Origin of the sequence: Zobellia alginiliquefaciens (assembly GCF_029323795.1) — a bacterium.
In the GTDB taxonomy this organism is placed as follows: domain Bacteria; phylum Bacteroidota; class Bacteroidia; order Flavobacteriales; family Flavobacteriaceae; genus Zobellia; species Zobellia alginiliquefaciens.
Map to the genome: position 1 here is coordinate 3,528,094 of NZ_CP119758.1, position 20,868 is coordinate 3,548,961.

Here is a 20,868-nt window from a genome sequence, read left to right on the forward strand (position 1 = left end):
AAGATAGAATGAAACGACTGGATTTTTTAAAAAGAGCAGGAGCGGGTAGTATAGGTTTGATACTCTTGCCACAAGTCTATTCCTGTGCTACTAACAAAAATAAAGCAGAAGCGGCATGGGCCGGTATTCGGTCAGGAGATGGTCCTGTTTTTGCATATGTCCATCCTAAAAAAGGGGTTCCCAATGTTTTGTTGTACGGCGATTCTATTTCCATTGGATATACAACGACTGTCAGAGCGGAACTAGAGGGAAAAGCATCCGTTTATAGAATTTATAATAATGGTATGTCCAGCAACATATTGATCACTAAGATGGAAAAGCTGGAAAAGACCATGTTCAAGCCGTACCTTAAAGGAGGTTGGGGTTTTGAATGGGATGTTATTCATTTTAATGTTGGGTTGCATGATATAAAATATATGGGTAGCAAAGGTTTGGACAAAGAGAATGGAAAAATTGTCTCTAGCGTAGCCACATACAAGGAAAACTTAAAAAATATCTGTGACTATCTACAAGAGAAATTTCCGAAAGCCAAACTAGTTTTTGCTACTACGACGCCGGTACCGGAAAATGCCAAAGGCAGGTTTGCCGGAGATGCTAAAAAATACAATACTGCCGCTCGGGAGGTTTTAAAAAATTATCCATCTATAAGTATAAACGACTTATACGACTACACTTTGCCGCATCATGAAGAATGGATGGAAGAACCAGGAAATGTACATTACAATAAACTAGGAAGAACAGCGCAGGGCAAGCGGGTTGCACAAGTAATATTAGAACAATTAGATCAGTAATACATGCATAAATTTATAAGTCATATCATCGTTTTTTCTGCCTTGGTCTTCGGTTTACCGGCCTTGGCCCAAGAATCTTTTTTTATTCCGCAACCGGAGTCTGTTTCTTTTACAGAAGGAGCTTTTCAGCTAGATGAAAATGTAAAAGTCATTGTACCCAAAAAATTACAGGGAACGTTAATTCCTTATTTGGCGGAAAAGTTTCAAAACGACGTTAAGCTAAACCTGACATATTCCTACAAGGAAGCAAATCGTGGTGAAAAGTATATACTTTTTAAGTTAAACAAAAAATCAGAATTACAGGATGAAGGTTATCAGCTGGAGGTGACGCCAGAGTCAATAACTGTTACGGCCAAAGATTATGGCGGACTATTTAATGGATTTCAAACCCTGAGACAAACCTTTCCATTAGAAAAATCGGAAGTAGTAACCATACCTGCAATGAATGTAAATGATAACCCCAGATTTGGGTGGCGTGGTATTATGTTAGATGTGTCCAGGCATTTTCAGGATAAGGAGTATATCTTAAAACAGATAGATGTGCTTTCAGCTTATAAAATCAACAAATTTCACTGGCATTTAACGGATGACCAAGGGTGGCGGATAGAGATAAAAAAGTACCCCAACCTTACGGATAAAGGAGCATGGCGCGCAGACAGAACAGGAATTAGCTGGTGGCAAAGAGAAAAGGCTACGGCCGATGAGCCCAAAACGGTTGGAGGTTTTTATACACAAGAAGATATAAAAGAAGTAATCGCCTATGCAAAGGTCCGTAATGTAGAGGTAATTCCAGAGATAGATATTCCCGGCCATAGTAAAGCACTTGTAGCCTCATATCCAGAATTGTTCTGTTATGATGATGCAGAGGCTAATTTTGAAGTAGCCGTAGGAGGTAAGGCTCCAGATAATGCTGTTTGTGCCGGAAAAGAATATACATACGAATTTTTGGAAGGTGTAATAGAAGAAATTGCTGCATTGTTTCCCTCGGAATACCTGCATATAGGGGGTGATGAGTGCAACAAGAGTAACTGGAAAAAATGTCCGTATTGCCAGAAAACCAAAGCGGAAAACAACCTTAAGGATGAAGAAGAACTACAGAGCCACTTTATTCAGAGGATACACAAAATCGTAAAGGACAAAAAAAAGACCATGATAGGATGGGATGAAATCTTAAGTGGAAACGGAGCCCCAGGAGCAACTATTATGGCATGGAGACGCGGCACTTATACACCGCAGATTACTGCACCTCAAAACGGGTACCCTACCATAATGACATCCTACAAATACATGTACATCAGTCAAATACAAGGTGCTACCGTTTCTGAGCCCGAAGGGCCTAAAGTTGTACTCCCATTATCCAAAGTATACAGCCATGAACCTATGCCCAAAGAATTGACAGCAGAACAACAAGAATTGGTTTTGGGCAATCAGGCCAGTTTATGGGGAGAATTTACCCCCACAGAAGAACATAACGAATATATGCTATATCCGCGCGCTTTGGCAAGTGCCGAGGTGTCATGGAGCGTACCTGAAAATAAAAACTGGCTCAGGTTTCAACAATCGTTAGGTGATTATCACTTTAAAAAATTAAAGGATTGGCAGGTAAATGCCGCTCATAGTGTGTTTAGCGTATACCCATCCTATGCAATAGACGAATTGCATAACCAGGCCATTGTTTTTCTACAGACCGAGACCGATGGTAACGAAATATATTACACACTAGATGGCAAGGATCCGACTAGTAGGAGTAAAAAGTACAACGGAAAATTTAGAACAGAAGCCAAAACATTACTCAAAGCTGGACTTTTTAATAAAGAAGGAAAACTATTGGGTAACGTATTGGAATTAAGATTAAAGTGAAGCATATGAAAAGGACATGGTCTACAATATTTTTTTGCTTGCTTGGGCTACAATTAGCATTGGCACAGACACAACCGAACATCGTATACATTATCTGCGATGATTTGGGTTACGGAGATATACAGTTTTTGAACCCTGAAAAGGGTAAAATACTAACCCCACGGGTAGATGCATTGGCTAGCGAAGCTATGACATTTACAGACGCTCATTCGGCATCGGCAGTCTGTACGCCATCTAGGTATGCAATACTAACAGGAAGGTATAATTGGAGAACGAGATTGCAGGCAGGTGTGTTGACAGGTGGTGTAGACCCTTTAATTGCGCAAGATCTGACAACGGTACCTAAGATGCTAAAGAAGGCGGGCTATACCACGGCAGCAATAGGGAAATGGCATTTGGGTTTCGATTATGTAGATGATAAAGGAAACTCCTATGAATTATACGAAGGCAAAAAGATGATTGGAGCACCGATCGGCGCTACCGTTCCAAATGGACCAATATCCCGTGGCTTTGACAGTTATATTGGTTTTCATCATTCTAGAGATATGCAGACCGTTGTTAAAGATGATAAGGTTATCGATAAAATGCCACCTATACAGATGCTTCAATTTTTAGGAGATCAGGCGGAAGATTATATTACGAAAGCCACGCCTAAAAACGAACCGTTTTTCATGTACTTGGCCTTGAACTCGCCCCATAGTCCCGTAGTACCATCCGAAGCATGGCAAGGTAAAAGCGGTATGGGCGATTATGCAGATTTTGTGATGGAAACGGATGATGTAGTTGGCAGGGTTTTGGATGCCTTGGAAAAAAATGGGATTGCGGACAATACTTTGGTGTTCTTTACAAGCGATAACGGTTGTTCGGAACCAGTTTCAAAAGCAAAACAATTGGAAAAGAACTATGGTCACTATCCAAGTGCGGATTTTAGAGGTTATAAATCGGATATTTGGGAAGGCGGACATCGGATTCCGTTTATCGTGAAATGGCCTGGGGTAATAGAACCCGGCACTACCAATAATCAGCTTATCTGCCAGACAAATTTAATGGCGACCACAGCGCAAATTGCTGGCGTGGCATTAGATGATTCCACAGGTGTGGATTCTTACAGTATTCTACCTATGCTGAAAAATAGAAAAACCAAAACGGATTACAAGTTGGTGGTGCATCATTCTATTAACGGTAAGTTTTCTATTCGGAATAAGAAATGGAAATTAGAGCTTACCCCTGGCTCTGGAGGTTGGAGTAATCCAAAGGATAATAAAGCTATTGAAATAGGACTTCCTGCCATTCAATTGTACAACATGCAGAAAGACCCTGGGGAAACTAAAAATCTGTCTGAAAAACATCCCAAGTTGGTAGAAAAATTAACGGTGGAGTTGGTGCGTATTGTTGAAAATGGGCGCACAACATCCGGAACGGCACAGGCCAACGATGTTACCGTAGATATATTCAAGAATAAAGCGTCCAAACAAGATACAGCACATTAAGAACTAGAACATAGCGTCTATATGAAGAATGAAAAAATGAAAATAACCGCAGGTTTTAGCATGCTACTATCTTGTATCATGGTTGCCTGTTCTTCCACAAATGTTGAGAACAAGGTAGTTCAGGAGGATGAAGCGGCAGCGATAATCGGAAAGCAGGCGGTGGATTATATAGACCCTATTATAGGTGCGGTTACCTATGGCAAAAAGTCAGAGGATGCCCATGGTTTTGGTAAAACTTTTCCTGGTGCCGCTACACCATTTGGTCTGGTACAATTAAGTCCGGATACCTTTACGGGAGGGGATAACGGACCGGGTTATTCCTATGAACACCCCACTATGGAAGGGTTCAGCTTTACCCACATGAGCGGAATTGGCTGGTTTGGAGACTTAGGTAATTTTCTGGTTACCCCAGCGGTAGGTGCTTTACAGACCAACCGTGGTGTACCCGAGAAACCGGAAAGTGGTTACCGTTCACGTTATTCCCATGATACCGAAGTTACAGAAGCCGGATATTATGCGGTAACTATGGAGGATTACAAGGTGCGAACAGAACTAACGGCAGCGCCAAGAGCTGGAATTATTAGGTTTACGTATCCTGAAAGCGATAGTTCCCGTGTACAGATTGACTTATCGCGTAGAGTTGGTGGAACATCAACCGAGCAATACATTAAAATTGTAAATGAAAACACGATTGAAGGTTGGATGAAATGTCCACCAGAAGGTGGCGGTTGGGGAGCTGGAGCCGGAAATGCCGATTATGTAGTATATTTTTACTGTCAGTTTAGCAAGCCTTTAAAAGATTATGGTATTTGGAGTGCAGATTTACCTGATGTAAAACGAAAAATGCGTTGGATAAGAAAGGACAATTACCAAAATGCGGTAAAAAATGCTAAGATTTATACCGATAAAACCGAATTACAAGGCAAGCATCTAGGTTTTTATACAAACTTTAATACGAAAGAGGATGAGGAAGTTTTAGTAAAAAGTGGTATTTCCTTTGTGAGCATAGCTGGTGCCAAAGAAAACTTAGAGCATGATATTAACCACTGGGATTTTGATAAAACCAGACAAGAAGCTAGAGATCTTTGGAGTGATGCTATTTCAAATATTTCAGTTGAAGGCGGTACAAATGCCGAAAAAACTATTTTTTACACTTCGTTATATCATACGTTAATAGATCCGCGAGCTTTTTCAGATGTAAACGGAAATTATATTGGTGCCGATAAAAAAGTACACCAGACCAACGATTTTACATATCGAACCATTTTTAGTGGTTGGGATGTGTTTCGTTCACAGTTTCCGCTTCAAACTATAATTAACCCAAGTTTGGTGAATGATGAAATCAATTCATTATTACAAATGGCAGAATTAAGCGGTCGCGAATATCTACCACGTTGGGAAATGCTAAACTCGTATTCAGGTGTTATGTTAGGTAACCCTGCGGTTTCAGTAATTAATGATGCGTACCAAAAAGGCATCCGTAATTACGATATTGAGAAAGCATTTCAATATTCATTAAATACAGTTAATAATACAGGCAATGGTGAGTTAGGATATTCACATAAGCATATTTCAAAAACCTTAGAATATGCCTATTCCGATTGGTGTTTGGCGACAATGGCTGAGTCTTTAGGAAAAAAAGAAATAGCCAGTGAATATTTTAAACGCAGTAAAAACTATAAAAGCATCTGGAACGATGAGGTTAATTGGTTTAGAGCAAAAGATAGTACAGGTACTTGGTTAGAATGGGAAGGAAAAACTGTACATGGTCAAGGTTGTATTGAAAGTAATCCGTACCAACAAGGGTGGTTTGTGCCACATGATATTGATGGTTTAAAAGAGCTAATGGGCGGTGAAGAAGCTTTTAAAAATGAATTGATTTCTTTCTTTGATGATACACCGGAAGATTTTCTTTGGAACAATTATTACAATCACCCTAACGAACCGGTTCATCATGTGCCATTTATGTTAAACGAAGCCGGAGTGCCTTATTTAACTCAAAAATACACACGTACTATTTGTAGTGATGCCTATGGAACCGATGCCTTCGGTTTATGCGGAAATGAAGACGTAGGGCAGATGTCTGCTTGGTATGTTTTAGCATCCATAGGAATTCACCCTATAAATCCCGGTGATAATAAATATCAAATAACAAGTCCGGTGTTTTCTGAAGCTGAAATAAAATTAGACAACAATTACTATTCAGGAAAAACCTTCAAAATTATAGCAAACAATAATTCAGAAGAGAATATCTATGTCCAATCTATTAAACTAAATGGAAAAACATTAGATAGGTATTGGATTACGCATGGGGAAATAACTAAAGGCGGTGTTTTAGAACTAGAAATGGGAGCAGAACCAAAAAAGTAAATTTAAAATAAGAACCGGATGCAATTTAATAGTTCACTAAAGTTTTTCTTATTGGGGCTTTTAAGCTTTTATTCATTGCTTAATGCTCAAAAAAATAATAAGCCAAATTATGTAATTATTTTAGGGGATGATATTAGTGCCAATACTTTAGGTAGCTACGGTTCTCCAAATCCAAATACGTCTCCTAACATAGATAAATTGGCAAGTAAAGGTATAAAGTTTACCAATATGTTTGTTTCTCAAGCTATATGTGCACCAGCTCGGGCAGAATTAATGACAGGCATGATGCCAATAAAAAACGGGTGCGATATTAACCATGCAGCCACAAAAAAAGGCACACTTAGTATTGTGCAACATTTAGAGAAATTAGGGTATCGTGTAGGCTTAACAGGTAAGCGACATTTTAAACCACATTCAGTTTATCCCTATGAGTTTATAGATGGGTTTACAAAAAGTGTTGGTTTTAGAGGGCCAGCACCAGAAGATTGGAGCGGAGTAAAAGAATTCGTAACTCGCAATTCTAATCAACCGTTTTGCTTACTTATATGTTCTGTTAATGCCCACGCACCTTGGGATGCAGGAGATAGTAGTTTATGGAATACTGAAGACTTAATATTACCAGACAATCTAGTAGATACGGAGGTTACTCGTAAATATTTTCGAGAATATTTAGCTGAAGTTAGAGCGTTTGATGAACAAGTTGGTAAAACCATAAACCTGATAAAAGACAATGATTTAGAAAACAGTACTGCTATGATTGTTTTAGATGAAAACGGTACTGGTATGCCAGGTGGTAAGTGGACAACATACGATTGGGGTGTTCGGTCTGCATGTGTAATGAAGTGGCCAAAATCTTATAATCAAAACTTGGAAACCGATGCTATTGCTCAATATTGTGATATTGTTCCAACTTTAATTGATGCAGCTGGAGGAAAAGTACCCGCTAATCTTGATGGGAAAAGCTTAATGCCAATTATTAAGAAGAAAGCTAAAACACATAGAGATTATGCTTTTTTCTTATACAACAGTGGTACTGAAGGTCCAGAGTATGCTTCTAGAGCTGTTACGGATGGGAAATTTAAACTTATCTGGAATTTAACACCTGACAATCTTTATGCGGTACGTGTAATTAATGGGTTTGATTATGGTTATGTAGACAAAAAAATGCCAGATAGAGATGTTAGACAGATATATCTTTCTTGGCTTGAAAAAGCAGGGTATGATAACACAGCAAGCAGCTTAGTACAACGCTATAAAAAAAGACCAGAATTTGAATTGTATAATTTAGACGATGACCCGTTTGAGATGAACAATTTAGCCGAAGATTCCCGATTCACATCAAATATTAAAGAGCTAAAAACAGCCATCGAAAGATGGATGCAACAACAAGGAGATCAAATAGCTTTACAAGCTAAAAAGTAATAATCTTATGAGGTGTAACACTTATTTCCTTAAAATTAAAAAATAATAAAAACATTTAGATTAACATATAAACTAATTGCTGAACCGATGAACAAAATAGCACTGTTTTCATTGGTTATCTTATTATTTGTGTCGTGTAAACAAAAAAATATAAAGGCTGTTAATGTTGTTGAAGATGCTGTTAAACCTAATATCATTTTAATTTTTACAGATGATCAAGGTTATGGAGATTTAGGCTGTTATGGTTCGCCCAATATAGAAACACCAAATATAGATTTAATGGCGAGTGAAGGTATTCGGCTAACTAGCTTTTATGCAGCAGCCGTTTGCGGGCCTTCTCGCGCACAATTAATGACAGGTAGTTACCATTCTAGAGTTAGTCATTCTTTTAACGAATTACCGAATTCAAAATTAGGACTTCATCCAGACGAAATTACCATTGCCGAAGTTTTAAAAAAAGCAGATTATAAAACCATGCATATTGGCAAATGGCATTTGGGAGATGTTCCCGAGTTTTTACCTACAAATCAAGGGTTCGATTCGTTTTTTGGTTTTCCGTACTCGCACGATATGTGGCCTTATCATTGTAACACAGTGGTAGAAGAATTAAAGGATACAGTCTTGATGCAGGAAATTTTAAAGCGCAAGAAAAAGTTAGGGTATACCGTTGGAGGTTCTTGGAATTTCCCTGATTTGCCACTTATGGAAAACGAAAAGGTAATTGAGTTAGATCCGGATCAAAACGAAATGACCAGACGTTATACCGATAAAGCTCTTGAATTTATTGAAGAGAATAGCAAAGAACCATTTTTCCTTTATTTGGCACACACAATGCCACATACAAACTTTTTTGTAAGTGATAATTATAAAGGAAAATCTGAAAGAGGTTTATATGGAGATGCTGTAATGGAAGTCGACTGGAGTACCGGACAAATACTAAATAAATTAAAAGAATTAGGAATAGATGATAATACCTTGGTTGTTTTTTCTTCTGATAATGGGCCAACACCAAAATACGCCACCGATGGTGGTTCTGCGGGACTATTAAAAGGAGCAAAAGGCAGCATGTATGAAGGTGGTTTACGGGTTCCTGCGATATTTAGATGGCCAGGGACTATTCTTTCCGGAGCGAGAAGCAATGCTATGTCCAGTACCATAGATTTATTGGCAACATTTGCTAATATAGCTGGGGTAGAGATTCCAAAAGACCGAGTTGTTGATGGAAAGAATTTAATGCCGCTACTAACCGGGCAAGCTGAAGGTAGCCCTCATGAATACCTTCATTATTTTGCGTTGAATAATTATAAGAAGCCCTCTAATTACAAAGCCATCCGTAATAAAGATTGGAAATTATTTGTAAAAAGAACCGATTCCAGTGAGTTTAAACCTCTTGAATTATACCACTTAAACGAAGATCCTTCCGAGAAATATAACAGAATAAGCCAATACCCGGAGATAGTAAATAAACTGCTTAAAGAAGCAGAACATTTTTATCAATGGCTAGAAGAGAACCGAAGACCTGTTGGACAGATTAATATACCGAACCAATGAAGAAGATTTTAAATTTAAGACAATTAAAGTTTCATTTAGCTATAGTTGCAATTGTATCAACCGTTTCTTGCACAACTCAAGAAACTAAAGAATCCGGTGTAAGTATTTCGTCATTGTTAAATGAAATGATCGATCGCGATGCTATTACTAAATTCCCAACAAAGGATTTTCGCTTAAATCAAGAAAGTAGTTACAACAGAGCATCAAAAACACCAAATGATACGGTAGGCTGGTTTACAAATCAGGACTTCAACAGGAAAAATAAGGAAGAAGACCAAAATTTTATTCGAACAGAAGAAATCAATGGCCAAAAAGAATGGGTATTAATGGATCATCAAGGCCCTGGTGCTATAGTTCGTACGTGGATGCCTTTTTTAAACGCACAAAAACCAACAACAACCAGTACTATCAAAATTTATCTAGATGGAGCTAAAGAACCAACTTTACAAGGAAATATGTTGGGACTTTTGAATGGCACGGGTTTGTTTCCTTTTCCTTTTGCCCATAAATCATTGCGATCGGCGGTTTCTTTTTTTCCTATTCCATATGCTAAAAGTTGTAAGATAACAGTAACCGAAAAACCATTTTTCTATCAATTTACGTATCGCGAGTATGATGAGGGAACCAAAATTAAAACCTTCACTTTAAAAGATTTTAAAGAGGAAAATACTTTAGTTAAAAAAGTTGGTGATGCTTTATTGGCTCCGGAAAAAATAACAGAAGGAAAACATTTTACGTTATCGGAAACCTTAAATACAGGTGAAGAAAAATCTGTTGAATTAACTTCTGGTACAAATGCTGTTCGAGGTTTATCATTGAAATTAGATAGTTATAAAGATTCTACGGTTACACGATCGGTAGTTTTAAAAATCGAATTTGATGGGCAAGAAACGGTATGGAGTCCTATTGGCGACTTTTTTGGTAGTGGAATAGGTTTGAACCCTTTTCAAGGCTGGTACAGAACCGTTGCGAATGATGGTACGATGTCCAGTAGATGGGTAATGCCATATCAAAAAAACGGAAGAATCTCTGTTGTTAATCTAGGGAGCAATCCTATCGATGTAAAGTTAGAAGCTGTAGTTGGCGATTATACCTGGGATGAAAATAGCATGTATTTTAATGCGGCCTGGAGAGGGGAATATCCCGTTTCTACAAGACCATTCTCCGACTGGAATTATGTAACCCTAAAAGGAAGAGGTGTATATGTTGGTGATGCTTTAACGATATGGAATCCTGTAAAGAGATGGTGGGGTGAAGGCGATGAAAAGATTTGGGTAGACGGAGAAGATTTTCCATCAATTTTCGGAACCGGAACCGAAGACTATTATGGATATTCATGGGGAGGTATGAGCAACGATTTTTATGAACATCCGTTTCATGCACAACCAAACTCTAATAAATACAATAAGCACAATAGAAAAACCGAAGCAGAGATAGGTGATAGAAACACCCAAAAATACAGCACGGAAACAAGAACCCGCGCATTAGACGGTATGCCTTTTGGCAGCTCGTTACAACTGGATATGGAAATTTGGAGTTGGACTAAATGCGATATGGAGTATGGGGTCGGGGTGTATTGGTATGGAGATGCGGCTACAAAATCTAATTGTAAAGCAGATCCTGAGGCCGTTAAAGATTTGTTGGGTGCTACCAAAATAATTATAGAGGAATAATTAATATTAACGAGATTAACTAGAAATTAAACTGAACAGATGAAAAAGTTATTTTTATTAGCTGTATTAACCGTAATGGTCAACCAAGTTGGCGCACAGGTAAAATACGAATACCCAATGCCGGAGTATACGCCAACTAAGGGAAACCTAGAAGCGCGTAAAGAATTCCAGGATATGAAATTCGGAATGTTTATACATTGGGGCGTTTATAGCGTTTTAGGCGATGGCGAATGGGTAATGTACCAGCAGAAAATAGATTTGGACACCTATAAAAAACTTCCAAAATTCTTTGATCCAGTAGATTTTGATGCAGAGGAATGGGTTAAAATTGCCAAATCGGCAGGTATGAAATACATAACTATAACTTCAAGACATCATGATAGTTTTAGCATGTTCGACACAGATGCTACCGACTATGATATTATAGATGCTACGCGGTTTGAAAGAGACCCACTTAGAGAGCTGGCCGAGGCCTGTAAAAAAGAAGGCATCAAGTTAAATTTCTACTATTCGCTCTTAGATTGGGCCAGGGACGATTATAAAAAAGGAAAGAAAGGCGATGAAGAAGCATGGGCAGATTATGTTACGTTTATGAAAGCACAGTTAACGGAACTTCTTACCAATTACGGTGACATAGGTTGCATCTGGTTCGATGGTCACTGGGATAGGAAAAAAGCGAATTGGAATTATGATGAGCTGTATACCTTGATTCATGAGTTGAGCCCTAATACGTTAATAGCCAACAATCACCACATACAGCCTATACCGGGAGAAGATGTTCAAACTTTTGAAAGAGATCTGCCAGGGGAAAACAAAGGTGGATATAGTGCTGGTGTAGAGATTAGCCCTTTGCCTTTGGAGTCTTGTGCTACAATGGCTAAAACATGGGGTTTTGACCTGAACGATAAAAAGTACAAAACCACAAAACAACTGGTTCACTTTTTGGTTAAAGCAGCAGGTAAAAACGGAAATTTATTGCTTAATGTAGGTCCAATGCCAAACGGTGAAATTCAACCTGAATTTGTTACTACCCTTGGTGAAATGGGAGAGTGGACCACCCAGTACGGAGAAAGTATTTACGGCACAAGGGGCGGCCTGATAAAAACACAGGATTGGGGAACTATAACCCAAAAGGAAAAAACCCTTTACGTACATGTGTTGGATGTACCTTCCGAGCCCTACATCTTTATTCCAGAACTCACTAAAAAAGTAAAATCCGTTTCTTCTTTTGATGGATCGGAAAAAATAAAGTTCAAGCAGGTTAAAGAAGGCATATTTCTATATCCAAAATCTTTGGACGAGGATAGTATAGATACCATTTTTAAAATGGAAATACGTTAAAAATTAATAGAAACAAAACTAGAAGGAAATAGATGAAGAAGAAAATCTTGTTTCTGGCGATAGCCGTTACAGTAGTGTTAACGGCGTGTACTTCGCCTAATCCATCGTTTAACAAAGAAGATATTGCTTTATTGCCCAAACCGGCAAGCATGGAGTTGGGAGAAGGCTCCTTTAAAATTTTTGCGGACACCAAGTTAGTTAGTACGGACGATAGCCAAACGAAAGCTGTAGCTCTTTTAGCAGAGCTTTTGGATCGTGCCTCTGATTTCTCTTTAGAGACCACTGCTGCTGCTGATCAAAATAGTATCGTTTTTACAACAGTTGAAGGATTGGAAAAAGGCGGCTATACCTTAGATGTAAATGCAGACAAAGTAATTATAGGTGCTTCGGATGAAAACGGATTTTTTAATGCGGTAGCGACACTTCGTCAACTACTTCCGGTTACGATTGAATCTGCCGATACTAAACAAAATGAATGGTTTGTTCCGGCGGTCTCTATTAAGGACCAACCAAGGTTTCAGTGGCGGGGTATGCATATGGATTTTAGCCGTCATTTCTTTAAAATGGAGGAGGTAAAATCCTTTCTGGATTATATGGCGCTCTACAAAATGAATACCTACCATATGCACCTGACCGATGATCAAGGTTGGCGTATGGAGATTAAAAAGTACCCGTTATTAACGGAAAAAGGTGCATGGCGTATTCCCAACAATCAAGATAGTATCTGTAATACCAGAGCTGTTGAAAATGAGCTTTATAAAATAGACGAATCTAATTTTAAGGAAGTTGATGGAGAACGGAAGTACGGTGGTTTTTTTACACAGGAAGAAATCAAGGAAATCATAGCCTACGCAGGAGAACGTAACATTACCGTCATCCCTGAAATTGATATGCCAGGACATTTTAAATCGGCTATAGATAATTACCCGTATTTGTCCTGTAATGAAGATTCCGGTTGGGATACGGTGTTTACATACCCAGCTTGTTTGGGTAAGGAAACCACATATGAATTCATGAAGAATATTTTATCGGAGGTTGTTGAAATTTTCCCATACGAATATATTCATATCGGTGGTGATGAGGTAAATATAAAATCTTGGGAAAAATGTCCGCATTGTCAGAAAGCTATCAAAGAAAATGATTTAGCGGATGAACATGAACTACAGTCTCATTTCAATAGGGATATAGAAAAATTTTTACACTCCAAAGGAAAAAAACTAATGGGATGGGATGAAATTGTTGAAGGAGGCTTAACCAAAGAGGCAACAATTATGTGGTGGCGTGGCTGGCGCCCGGATGCCTTAAAGAAAGCTGCTGAAAATGGTAATGATGTGGTGATTACGACTACGGATGCCTATTATTTTGATTATTTAAATGAAGGTAACCCATTGGAAAGAATTTATGGTTACGAGCCCGTACCGGAAAGTTTCACTAAAGAGCAATCCGAGAATGTCATGGGTATACAGGCCAATTTATGGTCCGAGTGGATTCCTAATTTTAAACGACTGCAATACCAGGCATTTCCTAGAATGCTAGCCGTAGCAGAAAATGGTTGGGCACCTAAAGAGGGTAAGGATTTTGCAACGTTTAATACAAGGGTAGAAAAACAATACGATAGATTAGATGTTTTAGGGGTGCATTATTACATACCTGCGGTTAAAGGGCTGGATAGGGAAATAGCGATTGTAGATAGTACGTCGGTACTATTAGAGTTAGCATATCCGTTGGAAGGTGTAGAGATTTTTTATACAAAGGATGGTAGCATACCTACTAGAAACTCCTTGAAATATGAAAAACCGTTTACGGTAAAAGATACCATGACGATCAAGGCTAGAGCGTATAGAGACGATATATTCAACGATATTAAAACGGCCAAAGTGGTAAAGACTGAGTATGTTGATGCAGCAACCGCCAACATAAAAGAGAAAGGTCTAATGTGTTATATTGTAAAAGGAAAATTTAAGGAAGTTGATGATATAAAGGCATGGACCAATGCTAAATGGGAAAAAGTGGATAGCGTGGATATAGCGGATTTTAAGGGTGAAAAAAACTTTAATTTGGTCTATACCGGGTATTTCTATGCAGATAAGGACGATATTTATGAGTTTGAAACCCGTTCAGATGGTGGAGATTATTTATATGTATCGGACAAACTTGTAGTAGACAATAGTGGTTGGCACGGTCCTCGCAAACGATTTGGAAAAATTGCATTGCGAAAAGGATGGCATCCAATAATTTTAAAATATAGACCAAGTGACAACCAAAGGGTAATAGAGGTTAAATATGCTCCTCAAGGAGAAACACTTTTACCTTTGGATATTGGAGTAACCGGCTATTGAAACAAATCTTGAATACAAACAGATACAGATGAAAAGCAAAGCAAGAACGATTGTGATCTTCTCTTTTCTTGGTCTATTGTGCGCTCCTTTGTGGAGCCAGAATACAGAAAAGCCGAATATAGTAATTATTTATACGGATGACCAAGGATATGGCGATGTACGTGCCCTGAATCCCGATGCAAAATTCAGTACCCCGAATATTGACAAAATAGCTAATGAAGGTATCATATTTACCGATGGCCATAGTAGCGATGCAGTTTGTACTCCTTCACGATACTCGTTATTAACGGGAAGGTACAGTTGGCGTACCGATTTGAAAAAAGGCGTACTGAGGGCGGATGGCCCATGTTTAATAGAAGAAGGTCGTACTACGATTGGATCACTTTTGCAAAAAAACGGTTATAATACCGCAATGGTAGGAAAATGGCATCTTCAAATGGAATTCGAAGGCAGTTTGGGTAAAAATAGGGACTGGTCCAAACCTTTTACACAAGGTCCTATTGAGAAAGGGTTCGATTACTTTTACGGTATACCGGCCTCTATGAACTACGGAATATTGACCTATTTAGAGAACGATAGCGTTCTAGAAGCACCTACCTTGTGGACGAAGAAAAAACTGGACGTTACACCAAGAACATACCGAATGACCTCACCATACGACACCATACGTGAAGGAAAAGGAAATTGGGTAGAAGTAGCACCAGGGTTTAATGATGAGTATGTCCTGGAGCATTTTGCGGATAAGGCCGTTGCGTATATTAACGAAAACGCCAATAAGAAAAAACCTTTCTTTCTTTATCTTCCATTGAATAGTCCGCATTTGCCACATAGTACGCATCCAGATTTTCAAGGAAGGAGCGATGCCGGTAACTACGGAGCGTTTGTAGAAGAAACCGATTACAGGGTAGGGCAGGTACTGAACGCCTTAAAGGAAAACGGCATTGAAGAAAATACCTTGGTAATTTTTTCATCCGATAATGGAGCGGAAACCAACTATGTATATCAAAGAGATACTTTTGGGCATTACAGTAGTCTTAATTTTAAAGGAGGAAAACGAGATATTTATGAAGGAGGACATAGAGTGCCTTATCTAATGCGATGGCCTAAAATGATTAAACCGGGAAGTAAAACGGATGTAACGGTATGTCAAACCGATTATCTGGCCACCATTGCCGATATTGTCAATCAGCCATTGAGGGATGACGAGGCAGAAGATAGTTTTAGCTTGTTACCAATTTTAAAGGACGAAAACGCTGATACAATTACCCATGGTCCCGTAATTCACCATTCCGTTCAAGGATTTTTTGCCATACGTGATGGTGACTGGAAGTTAAATTTTGTGAGGGGATCAGGCGGTTCATTGAGGCCAATTTTAATTGAACCTAAGTCTGGCGAACCAAAGTTTGAACTGTATAATTTGGCAAATGATCCTTCTGAAACTACTAATCTTTTTTTAGAAAAACCAGAAATTGTAGAACAATTGACGCAGAAGTTTGCGAAAATTATAAAAAATGGGAGGTCTACCCCAGGGGCACAGCAAGATTATATTGATGAGAATTGGCCAGAAGATACCATGATATATTCTGAATAAGTTTTCGTTTTTATAAGGAGTAATACGTACTACGGATTTCATGAAATATTACAAATAGAGTGTATGAATTAAGTATGGTGATATGAAAATTAGCCGAATTTCTATAAGAAAAACATAGAGGTTTTCTCAGCACCGAAAACGAAAAAATGAAAGGATGGACTAGGATGTCGTCCATTAACTTCGCAATGTCGCTTTTCAGACCTCTGCCTCTTTCTATTCCCATCGAATGGAGGAATTTCTTGCCAACTGTAATTGAAGGTACTTGACAAGGTTATGTGAGTGTTGTGTTTATCAATTTTTGGTACTAAATACGAAGTTTGAAATTGTTTCTAAAAATTCTTCATCTCCTATAAAATTTCATAACCAATTGGTTTAAAGCTACCACCGTTGCTATCCTTTGCGGAGCAAGCTGTAATGCCAACTATTAAATCCATCTCAGCTTTAAAACAAATATAATCACCAGCTTTACTTGTGGGGGGCATCACGCTGATTTTACCTTTTTCATTAAACTGTACATTCATAAAAATGTTGAATGCAGTAGGGATTTCATCTTTGTTAATTCCAAACTTATCCAAATGGGTATATAAATTTTCAAAACAGCTCGGGTGGTGACCATCCATATTATAAAAATGCTTAAAGGTTTTTACATCGCAAGGTGCCAACAAAAAATCATTACGACCGTTCGTGTCCTCTATAATTTTAACCATCTTGTTGCTGCGGTTGCTATATAGATAATTTCCTTTTGTTAAGAGAATAGATTCTTCATAATCCATAGTTTTACCTGAGGACAGTTTTTCTTTGACATCACTATTATTAAAAAATAGGATATCTGAAACTTGCGAGCCTTCAATATCTGTAACTTTGAGTACTTGCTCTTTTTTAAGTTGGAAGGATGTTCCGGATTTAGGAGGAATTATTTGCATTTTATTTAATATTTAAAAGGACATTCCCAAGTTTTGCCAACAGCTCTACCACTATATTGTCTAGCTTCACTATGAGTGCCAAAATCTTCCAACATGGGGTTTATAGATCCCTGGTATGCCTTATCTCTTCTTCTTATTAAATCTCTAACACGTGTGTACCTATCTGCCTTCCTTAACAGTTCAAACTGGCTATGAAGGTTAAATACGATCATTGGTACGGGTGATGAACGTGCCCATCTGGAAGAATTAGGGTGCATGCCAACAATATAAAATGATTCGGAAAATAGACTAAAACTAAACTTGGGAGATTGAGGGTCCGGACTTGTTCTTGCGTCCCAAGGTGAGTCATCCAATTTATGTAAATTATTTAATAAGCCCCATAAGGCGATTTCAAAATCCTTTTCCGTAGAAAACTCGCTTTCATTGAAAACTGCAATAAAGGTTTGAAACTTCATAGAGTCTGTGGAAGCATCGTTTAGGTAATCTTTTAAATCTTCTATAAGTATTCTTGCGGCGCCCTCGCCCATATTGTCATATGAGCAAACGGTAAGATTATCATCAGCTACTACACTTTGGGCCATTACACACGGGTGGTCATCAAGGATAAACTCGCGAACCATTGCCTCAGCTTCTAATTTTTTATTTGTTAAAATTTCCATTTAATTTTTGCTATAGTAAATAAATAACATTGTAACATTTAGAGAAAACGATATACCATTAGTAATAATAATGGGCCAATCTTCTTTTAAGATTCCATATGCCGTCCAAAGACCTACACCAATTATCAGGATGATAAAAAAAAATGGACTTATGCTACCTACGTCACCAGATTTAATAGCTTTTGCAATTTGCGGAATAACAGCAATTGTAGTAAACAAGCCAGCTAATAAGCCAATAGTTTCAGTAGAGGTCATAAATTCTCTTTAAATTTTTTGCATCATAAAAGGTGCTTTGTACTAATAAGATTAAAATTAGATGTCTACAACCAAGAAAGGTGTCTATAAAGGGATAATTGATAACCCTATTGGATTATGGTGGTAAATAAAGGGGGAATAAAAGCTCATACTTTAGTATGGCTTTCTCGCGTTGCGTAGGACTTCATTTATTGCGTATTTTGGTGTTTACCAAAAAAAGACGTTGCGAGTAAACTAAGCAACCGGTCATGTTTAGCGCAGTATTTTTATTTTTAGGGAGCAAATCTGTAACATGTTCATAAAGTAAAAATGTGTTAGATGAGAAGTAATAAATAGTAATTTTCATATAAGCTAAGCGACGCGGATGTTAATTCTATCGATTACTTTCAACCCTTGAAAAAATCAATTTTATTTGTCTAACTTGCGACTTACTAAACATCCCCAATAAGTTGTCTTCCATAAGCATCAGAAATAATGTACGATTGTTCGGTAATGGAGACCGAACCATTATTCTTGCCCACGGTTTTGGGTGTGACCAAGCAATGTGGCGCTATGTTATACCCTTTCTAGAAAAACATTTTAGAGTTTTGGTTTTTGATTATGTAGGATGTGGGAAATCTGATGTTACTTCTTATGATGATAATCGATATGGCACTTTATCCGGGTATGCCCAAGATATTATTGAAATTTGTGAGGAACTTAATATTGAACAGTCCATATTTATTGGTCATTCTGTAAGTTCAATGATTGGAGTGTTGGCCTATATTGAAAGGCCACAAATTTTTCAGTCAATGGTAATGATCTGTCCATCCAGTTGCTATTTGAATATGGATGATTATTACGGTGGATTTGAAAAAAACGAATTGGAAGATTTATTGGAAATGCTTGATTCGAATTATATTGAATGGGCAAATTATCTGGCACCGGTAGTCATGAAAAACCAAGAAAGGTCACACCTATCTCAGGAATTGGCCGAAAGCTTTTGCTCTATGGACAAAAGCATCACAAAGAATTTTGCTAGGGTAACTTTTTTTTCTGACAATAGACAGGACTTGAAAAAAGTGGATATTCCTTGCCTTATAATTCAATGCGCGGAAGACGATATAGCAAATGAGAGAGTGGGTCAATTTGTGAAGGATAACTTGCCCAACAGTAAAATTGCCTATATGGAGGCATCGGGCCATTGCCCCCATATGAGTCATCCGCAAGAGACTATTGATGTTCTGAAGAATGAACTTTTTACTGAAAAATTCCTTGGATAAAATGCCAGACTTTGATTTGTTGCCATCCGGGGTAATTTGCTTAAATCTTAAGGAAACAATAGTTAATGTAAACCCATATATACTTAAAAAATTAGGCTATAAACTGGAAGAACTGAAGAATAACAGCATCAATTCACTTTTAAGCCCAGGTAGTAGAATCCTTTATAAAACTCATTTTTACCCCATTCTAGTGGGGAAGAATATAGTTCATGAAATAGTGTTAAGTCTTGCAGGAAAAGACGGAACTAAACATCCTTTTCTTTTTAATATGTCAATGGATGCTAGTGGCATCCTTATCACGGGACTATTCCTAAATAAGAGAAGTGATTTCGAGAGTGGGCTTATTGAAGCTAAAAATGCAGCGGAAACCGCCTTGTTGAAAAACAAGGAATTAATGTTGGCTCAAAAAGAACTTGGTAAGGTTCAAAAGGAACTTGAAAACCAATTACAAGAGGAAAGGACAACCAATAAAGAATTGCGTATACTGAACAAAATGATTTCTCACGATTTGCAAGAACCTCTACGGAAAATTCAGCTTTTTGCCAGTAAAACCCTCTCAAAACCTACGGGTGAAATCAGTGGGGAAGTTATACAGCGCAACCTGAATAGGATTATAGATATAGCAAACGAGGGACACTCATTGACCAAACGGCTACAGCTATTTAGTGAGCTTGAATATTATCCATTAAGGAAGGCTCATCTAGATTTGGTGGGTGTTATAGAATTGACAAAGAAACATAGCACCTTATCTCAATATGGTTTTAATTATGATTTGGAAATTAATTCGCTTTATGGAGATGAGAATAAGGTAAATGTATTATTTACGGAATTGTTTAATCTCATTGGCCGGCTAATAGGTCCGTATGGAGTGAAGTCCGTGAATATAGCATCTGTAGCTTCGACAGTAGAGGCAATTGAAGACGTACCAAGTTCCGCTAACAGAAAGGAATTGATAATTAGGCTTATGGCAGATCCCGAAGTACAAAATGGGGATGCCTTAAGGATGATGGATAGGGGTGGTGGCCATCGCCTATTAGGTGTTAGCTTGGATAACGCTTTCTGTGAGAAAATAACATCTCTACATGGAGGCTCGTTTAACTTGGAAATCCTAGGTCCCGGAAAAATTAGTATAGAGATAGTACTTCCCTATGTATCTCTTTAGAAGAAAAGTAATAAGGAAGTATCTTATAATTAATGTACACGTAAAAGCGAGCTAGGTAGACTAAAAGACCATCTTGTTAGTTTTTATTAAACTGGGCAGCAAAAGCTCCAAAGATTGTTTTTATGGTAGCATAAATAACAAGATAACAGTTGTTTTTAGCTCAGCCTTTGTTAGCAGCT

15 protein-coding genes are annotated in these 20,868 nt (G+C 38.0%); 12 read left to right on the forward strand and 3 right to left on the reverse strand.

What is annotated here, in order from left to right:
- Positions 1 to 8: 8 nt before the first annotated feature.
- From P0077_RS14805 to P0077_RS14850, 10 genes are all read left to right on the forward strand, one after another.
- Positions 9 to 791: an SGNH/GDSL hydrolase family protein gene (locus P0077_RS14805; protein ID WP_276165984.1), complete on the forward strand. Its 783-nt coding sequence runs from the start codon at positions 9 to 11 to the stop codon at positions 789 to 791.
- A gap of 3 nt (positions 792 to 794) precedes the next feature.
- Positions 795 to 2,651, forward strand: coding sequence for a beta-N-acetylhexosaminidase (locus tag P0077_RS14810; protein WP_276165985.1), 1,857 nt, complete (start codon positions 795 to 797; stop codon positions 2,649 to 2,651).
- A gap of 5 nt (positions 2,652 to 2,656) precedes the next feature.
- Positions 2,657 to 4,141: a sulfatase family protein gene (locus P0077_RS14815; protein WP_276165986.1), complete on the forward strand. Its 1,485-nt coding sequence runs from the start codon at positions 2,657 to 2,659 to the stop codon at positions 4,139 to 4,141.
- Between the two features lie 21 nt (positions 4,142 to 4,162).
- Entirely contained in the window at positions 4,163 to 6,511 is a 2,349-nt protein-coding gene (locus P0077_RS14820; RefSeq protein WP_276165987.1) for a GH92 family glycosyl hydrolase, read from the forward strand.
- Between the two features lie 18 nt (positions 6,512 to 6,529).
- Positions 6,530 to 7,933, forward strand: a complete 1,404-nt coding sequence (locus P0077_RS14825; protein ID WP_276165988.1) for a sulfatase family protein — start codon at positions 6,530 to 6,532, stop codon at positions 7,931 to 7,933.
- An 87-nt stretch (positions 7,934 to 8,020) separates the two neighbouring features.
- The gene (locus P0077_RS14830; protein WP_276165989.1) at positions 8,021 to 9,484 is read left to right on the forward strand and encodes a sulfatase family protein; all 1,464 of its coding nucleotides are present in this window, start codon (positions 8,021 to 8,023) and stop codon (positions 9,482 to 9,484) included.
- On the forward strand, positions 9,481 to 11,157 hold the full coding sequence (locus P0077_RS14835; RefSeq protein ID WP_276165990.1) for a glycoside hydrolase family 172 protein: 1,677 nt from the start codon (positions 9,481 to 9,483) through the stop codon (positions 11,155 to 11,157). The genes P0077_RS14830 and P0077_RS14835 overlap by 4 nt, the downstream gene beginning before the upstream one ends.
- A 39-nt stretch (positions 11,158 to 11,196) precedes the next feature.
- On the forward strand, positions 11,197 to 12,498 hold the full coding sequence (locus P0077_RS14840; RefSeq protein ID WP_276165991.1) for an alpha-L-fucosidase: 1,302 nt from the start codon (positions 11,197 to 11,199) through the stop codon (positions 12,496 to 12,498).
- A 32-nt stretch (positions 12,499 to 12,530) separates the two neighbouring features.
- Complete coding sequence (locus tag P0077_RS14845) at positions 12,531 to 14,837, forward strand: family 20 glycosylhydrolase (RefSeq protein ID WP_276165992.1); 2,307 nt, start codon at positions 12,531 to 12,533, stop codon at positions 14,835 to 14,837.
- A gap of 28 nt (positions 14,838 to 14,865) precedes the next feature.
- Complete coding sequence (locus tag P0077_RS14850) at positions 14,866 to 16,428, forward strand: sulfatase family protein (RefSeq protein ID WP_276165993.1); 1,563 nt, start codon at positions 14,866 to 14,868, stop codon at positions 16,426 to 16,428.
- Positions 16,429 to 16,775: 347 nt separating this feature from the next.
- Here the strand turns inward: P0077_RS14850 and P0077_RS14855 are convergent, their stop codons facing one another.
- The 3 genes from P0077_RS14855 to P0077_RS14865 are packed head-to-tail and all read right to left on the reverse strand — an operon-like array spanning position 16,776 to position 18,265.
- On the reverse strand, positions 16,776 to 17,351 hold the full coding sequence (locus tag P0077_RS14855; protein ID WP_276165994.1) for an urea carboxylase-associated family protein: 576 nt from the start codon (positions 17,349 to 17,351) through the stop codon (positions 16,776 to 16,778).
- A gap of 5 nt (positions 17,352 to 17,356) precedes the next feature.
- The gene (gene gntA / locus P0077_RS14860; protein ID WP_276165995.1) at positions 17,357 to 18,010 is read right to left on the reverse strand and encodes a guanitoxin biosynthesis heme-dependent pre-guanitoxin N-hydroxylase GntA; all 654 of its coding nucleotides are present in this window, start codon (positions 18,008 to 18,010) and stop codon (positions 17,357 to 17,359) included.
- Positions 18,011 to 18,265: a SemiSWEET family sugar transporter gene (locus tag P0077_RS14865; protein ID WP_276165996.1), complete on the reverse strand. Its 255-nt coding sequence runs from the start codon at positions 18,263 to 18,265 to the stop codon at positions 18,011 to 18,013.
- Positions 18,266 to 18,714: 449 nt separating this feature from the next.
- Here P0077_RS14865 and P0077_RS14870 point away from each other — a divergent pair, with 449 nt between their 5' ends.
- Together P0077_RS14870 and P0077_RS14875 are read left to right on the forward strand one after the other, a co-directional pair.
- Entirely contained in the window at positions 18,715 to 19,527 is an 813-nt protein-coding gene (locus tag P0077_RS14870) for an alpha/beta fold hydrolase (protein WP_276165997.1), read from the forward strand.
- A gap of 1 nt (position 19,528) precedes the next feature.
- Positions 19,529 to 20,689 carry a PAS domain S-box protein gene (locus P0077_RS14875; RefSeq protein ID WP_276165998.1) on the forward strand — a complete coding sequence of 387 codons (1,161 nt, stop codon included), beginning with the start codon at positions 19,529 to 19,531 and terminating at the stop codon, positions 20,687 to 20,689.
- The last annotated feature ends 179 nt before the right edge of the window (positions 20,690 to 20,868 follow it).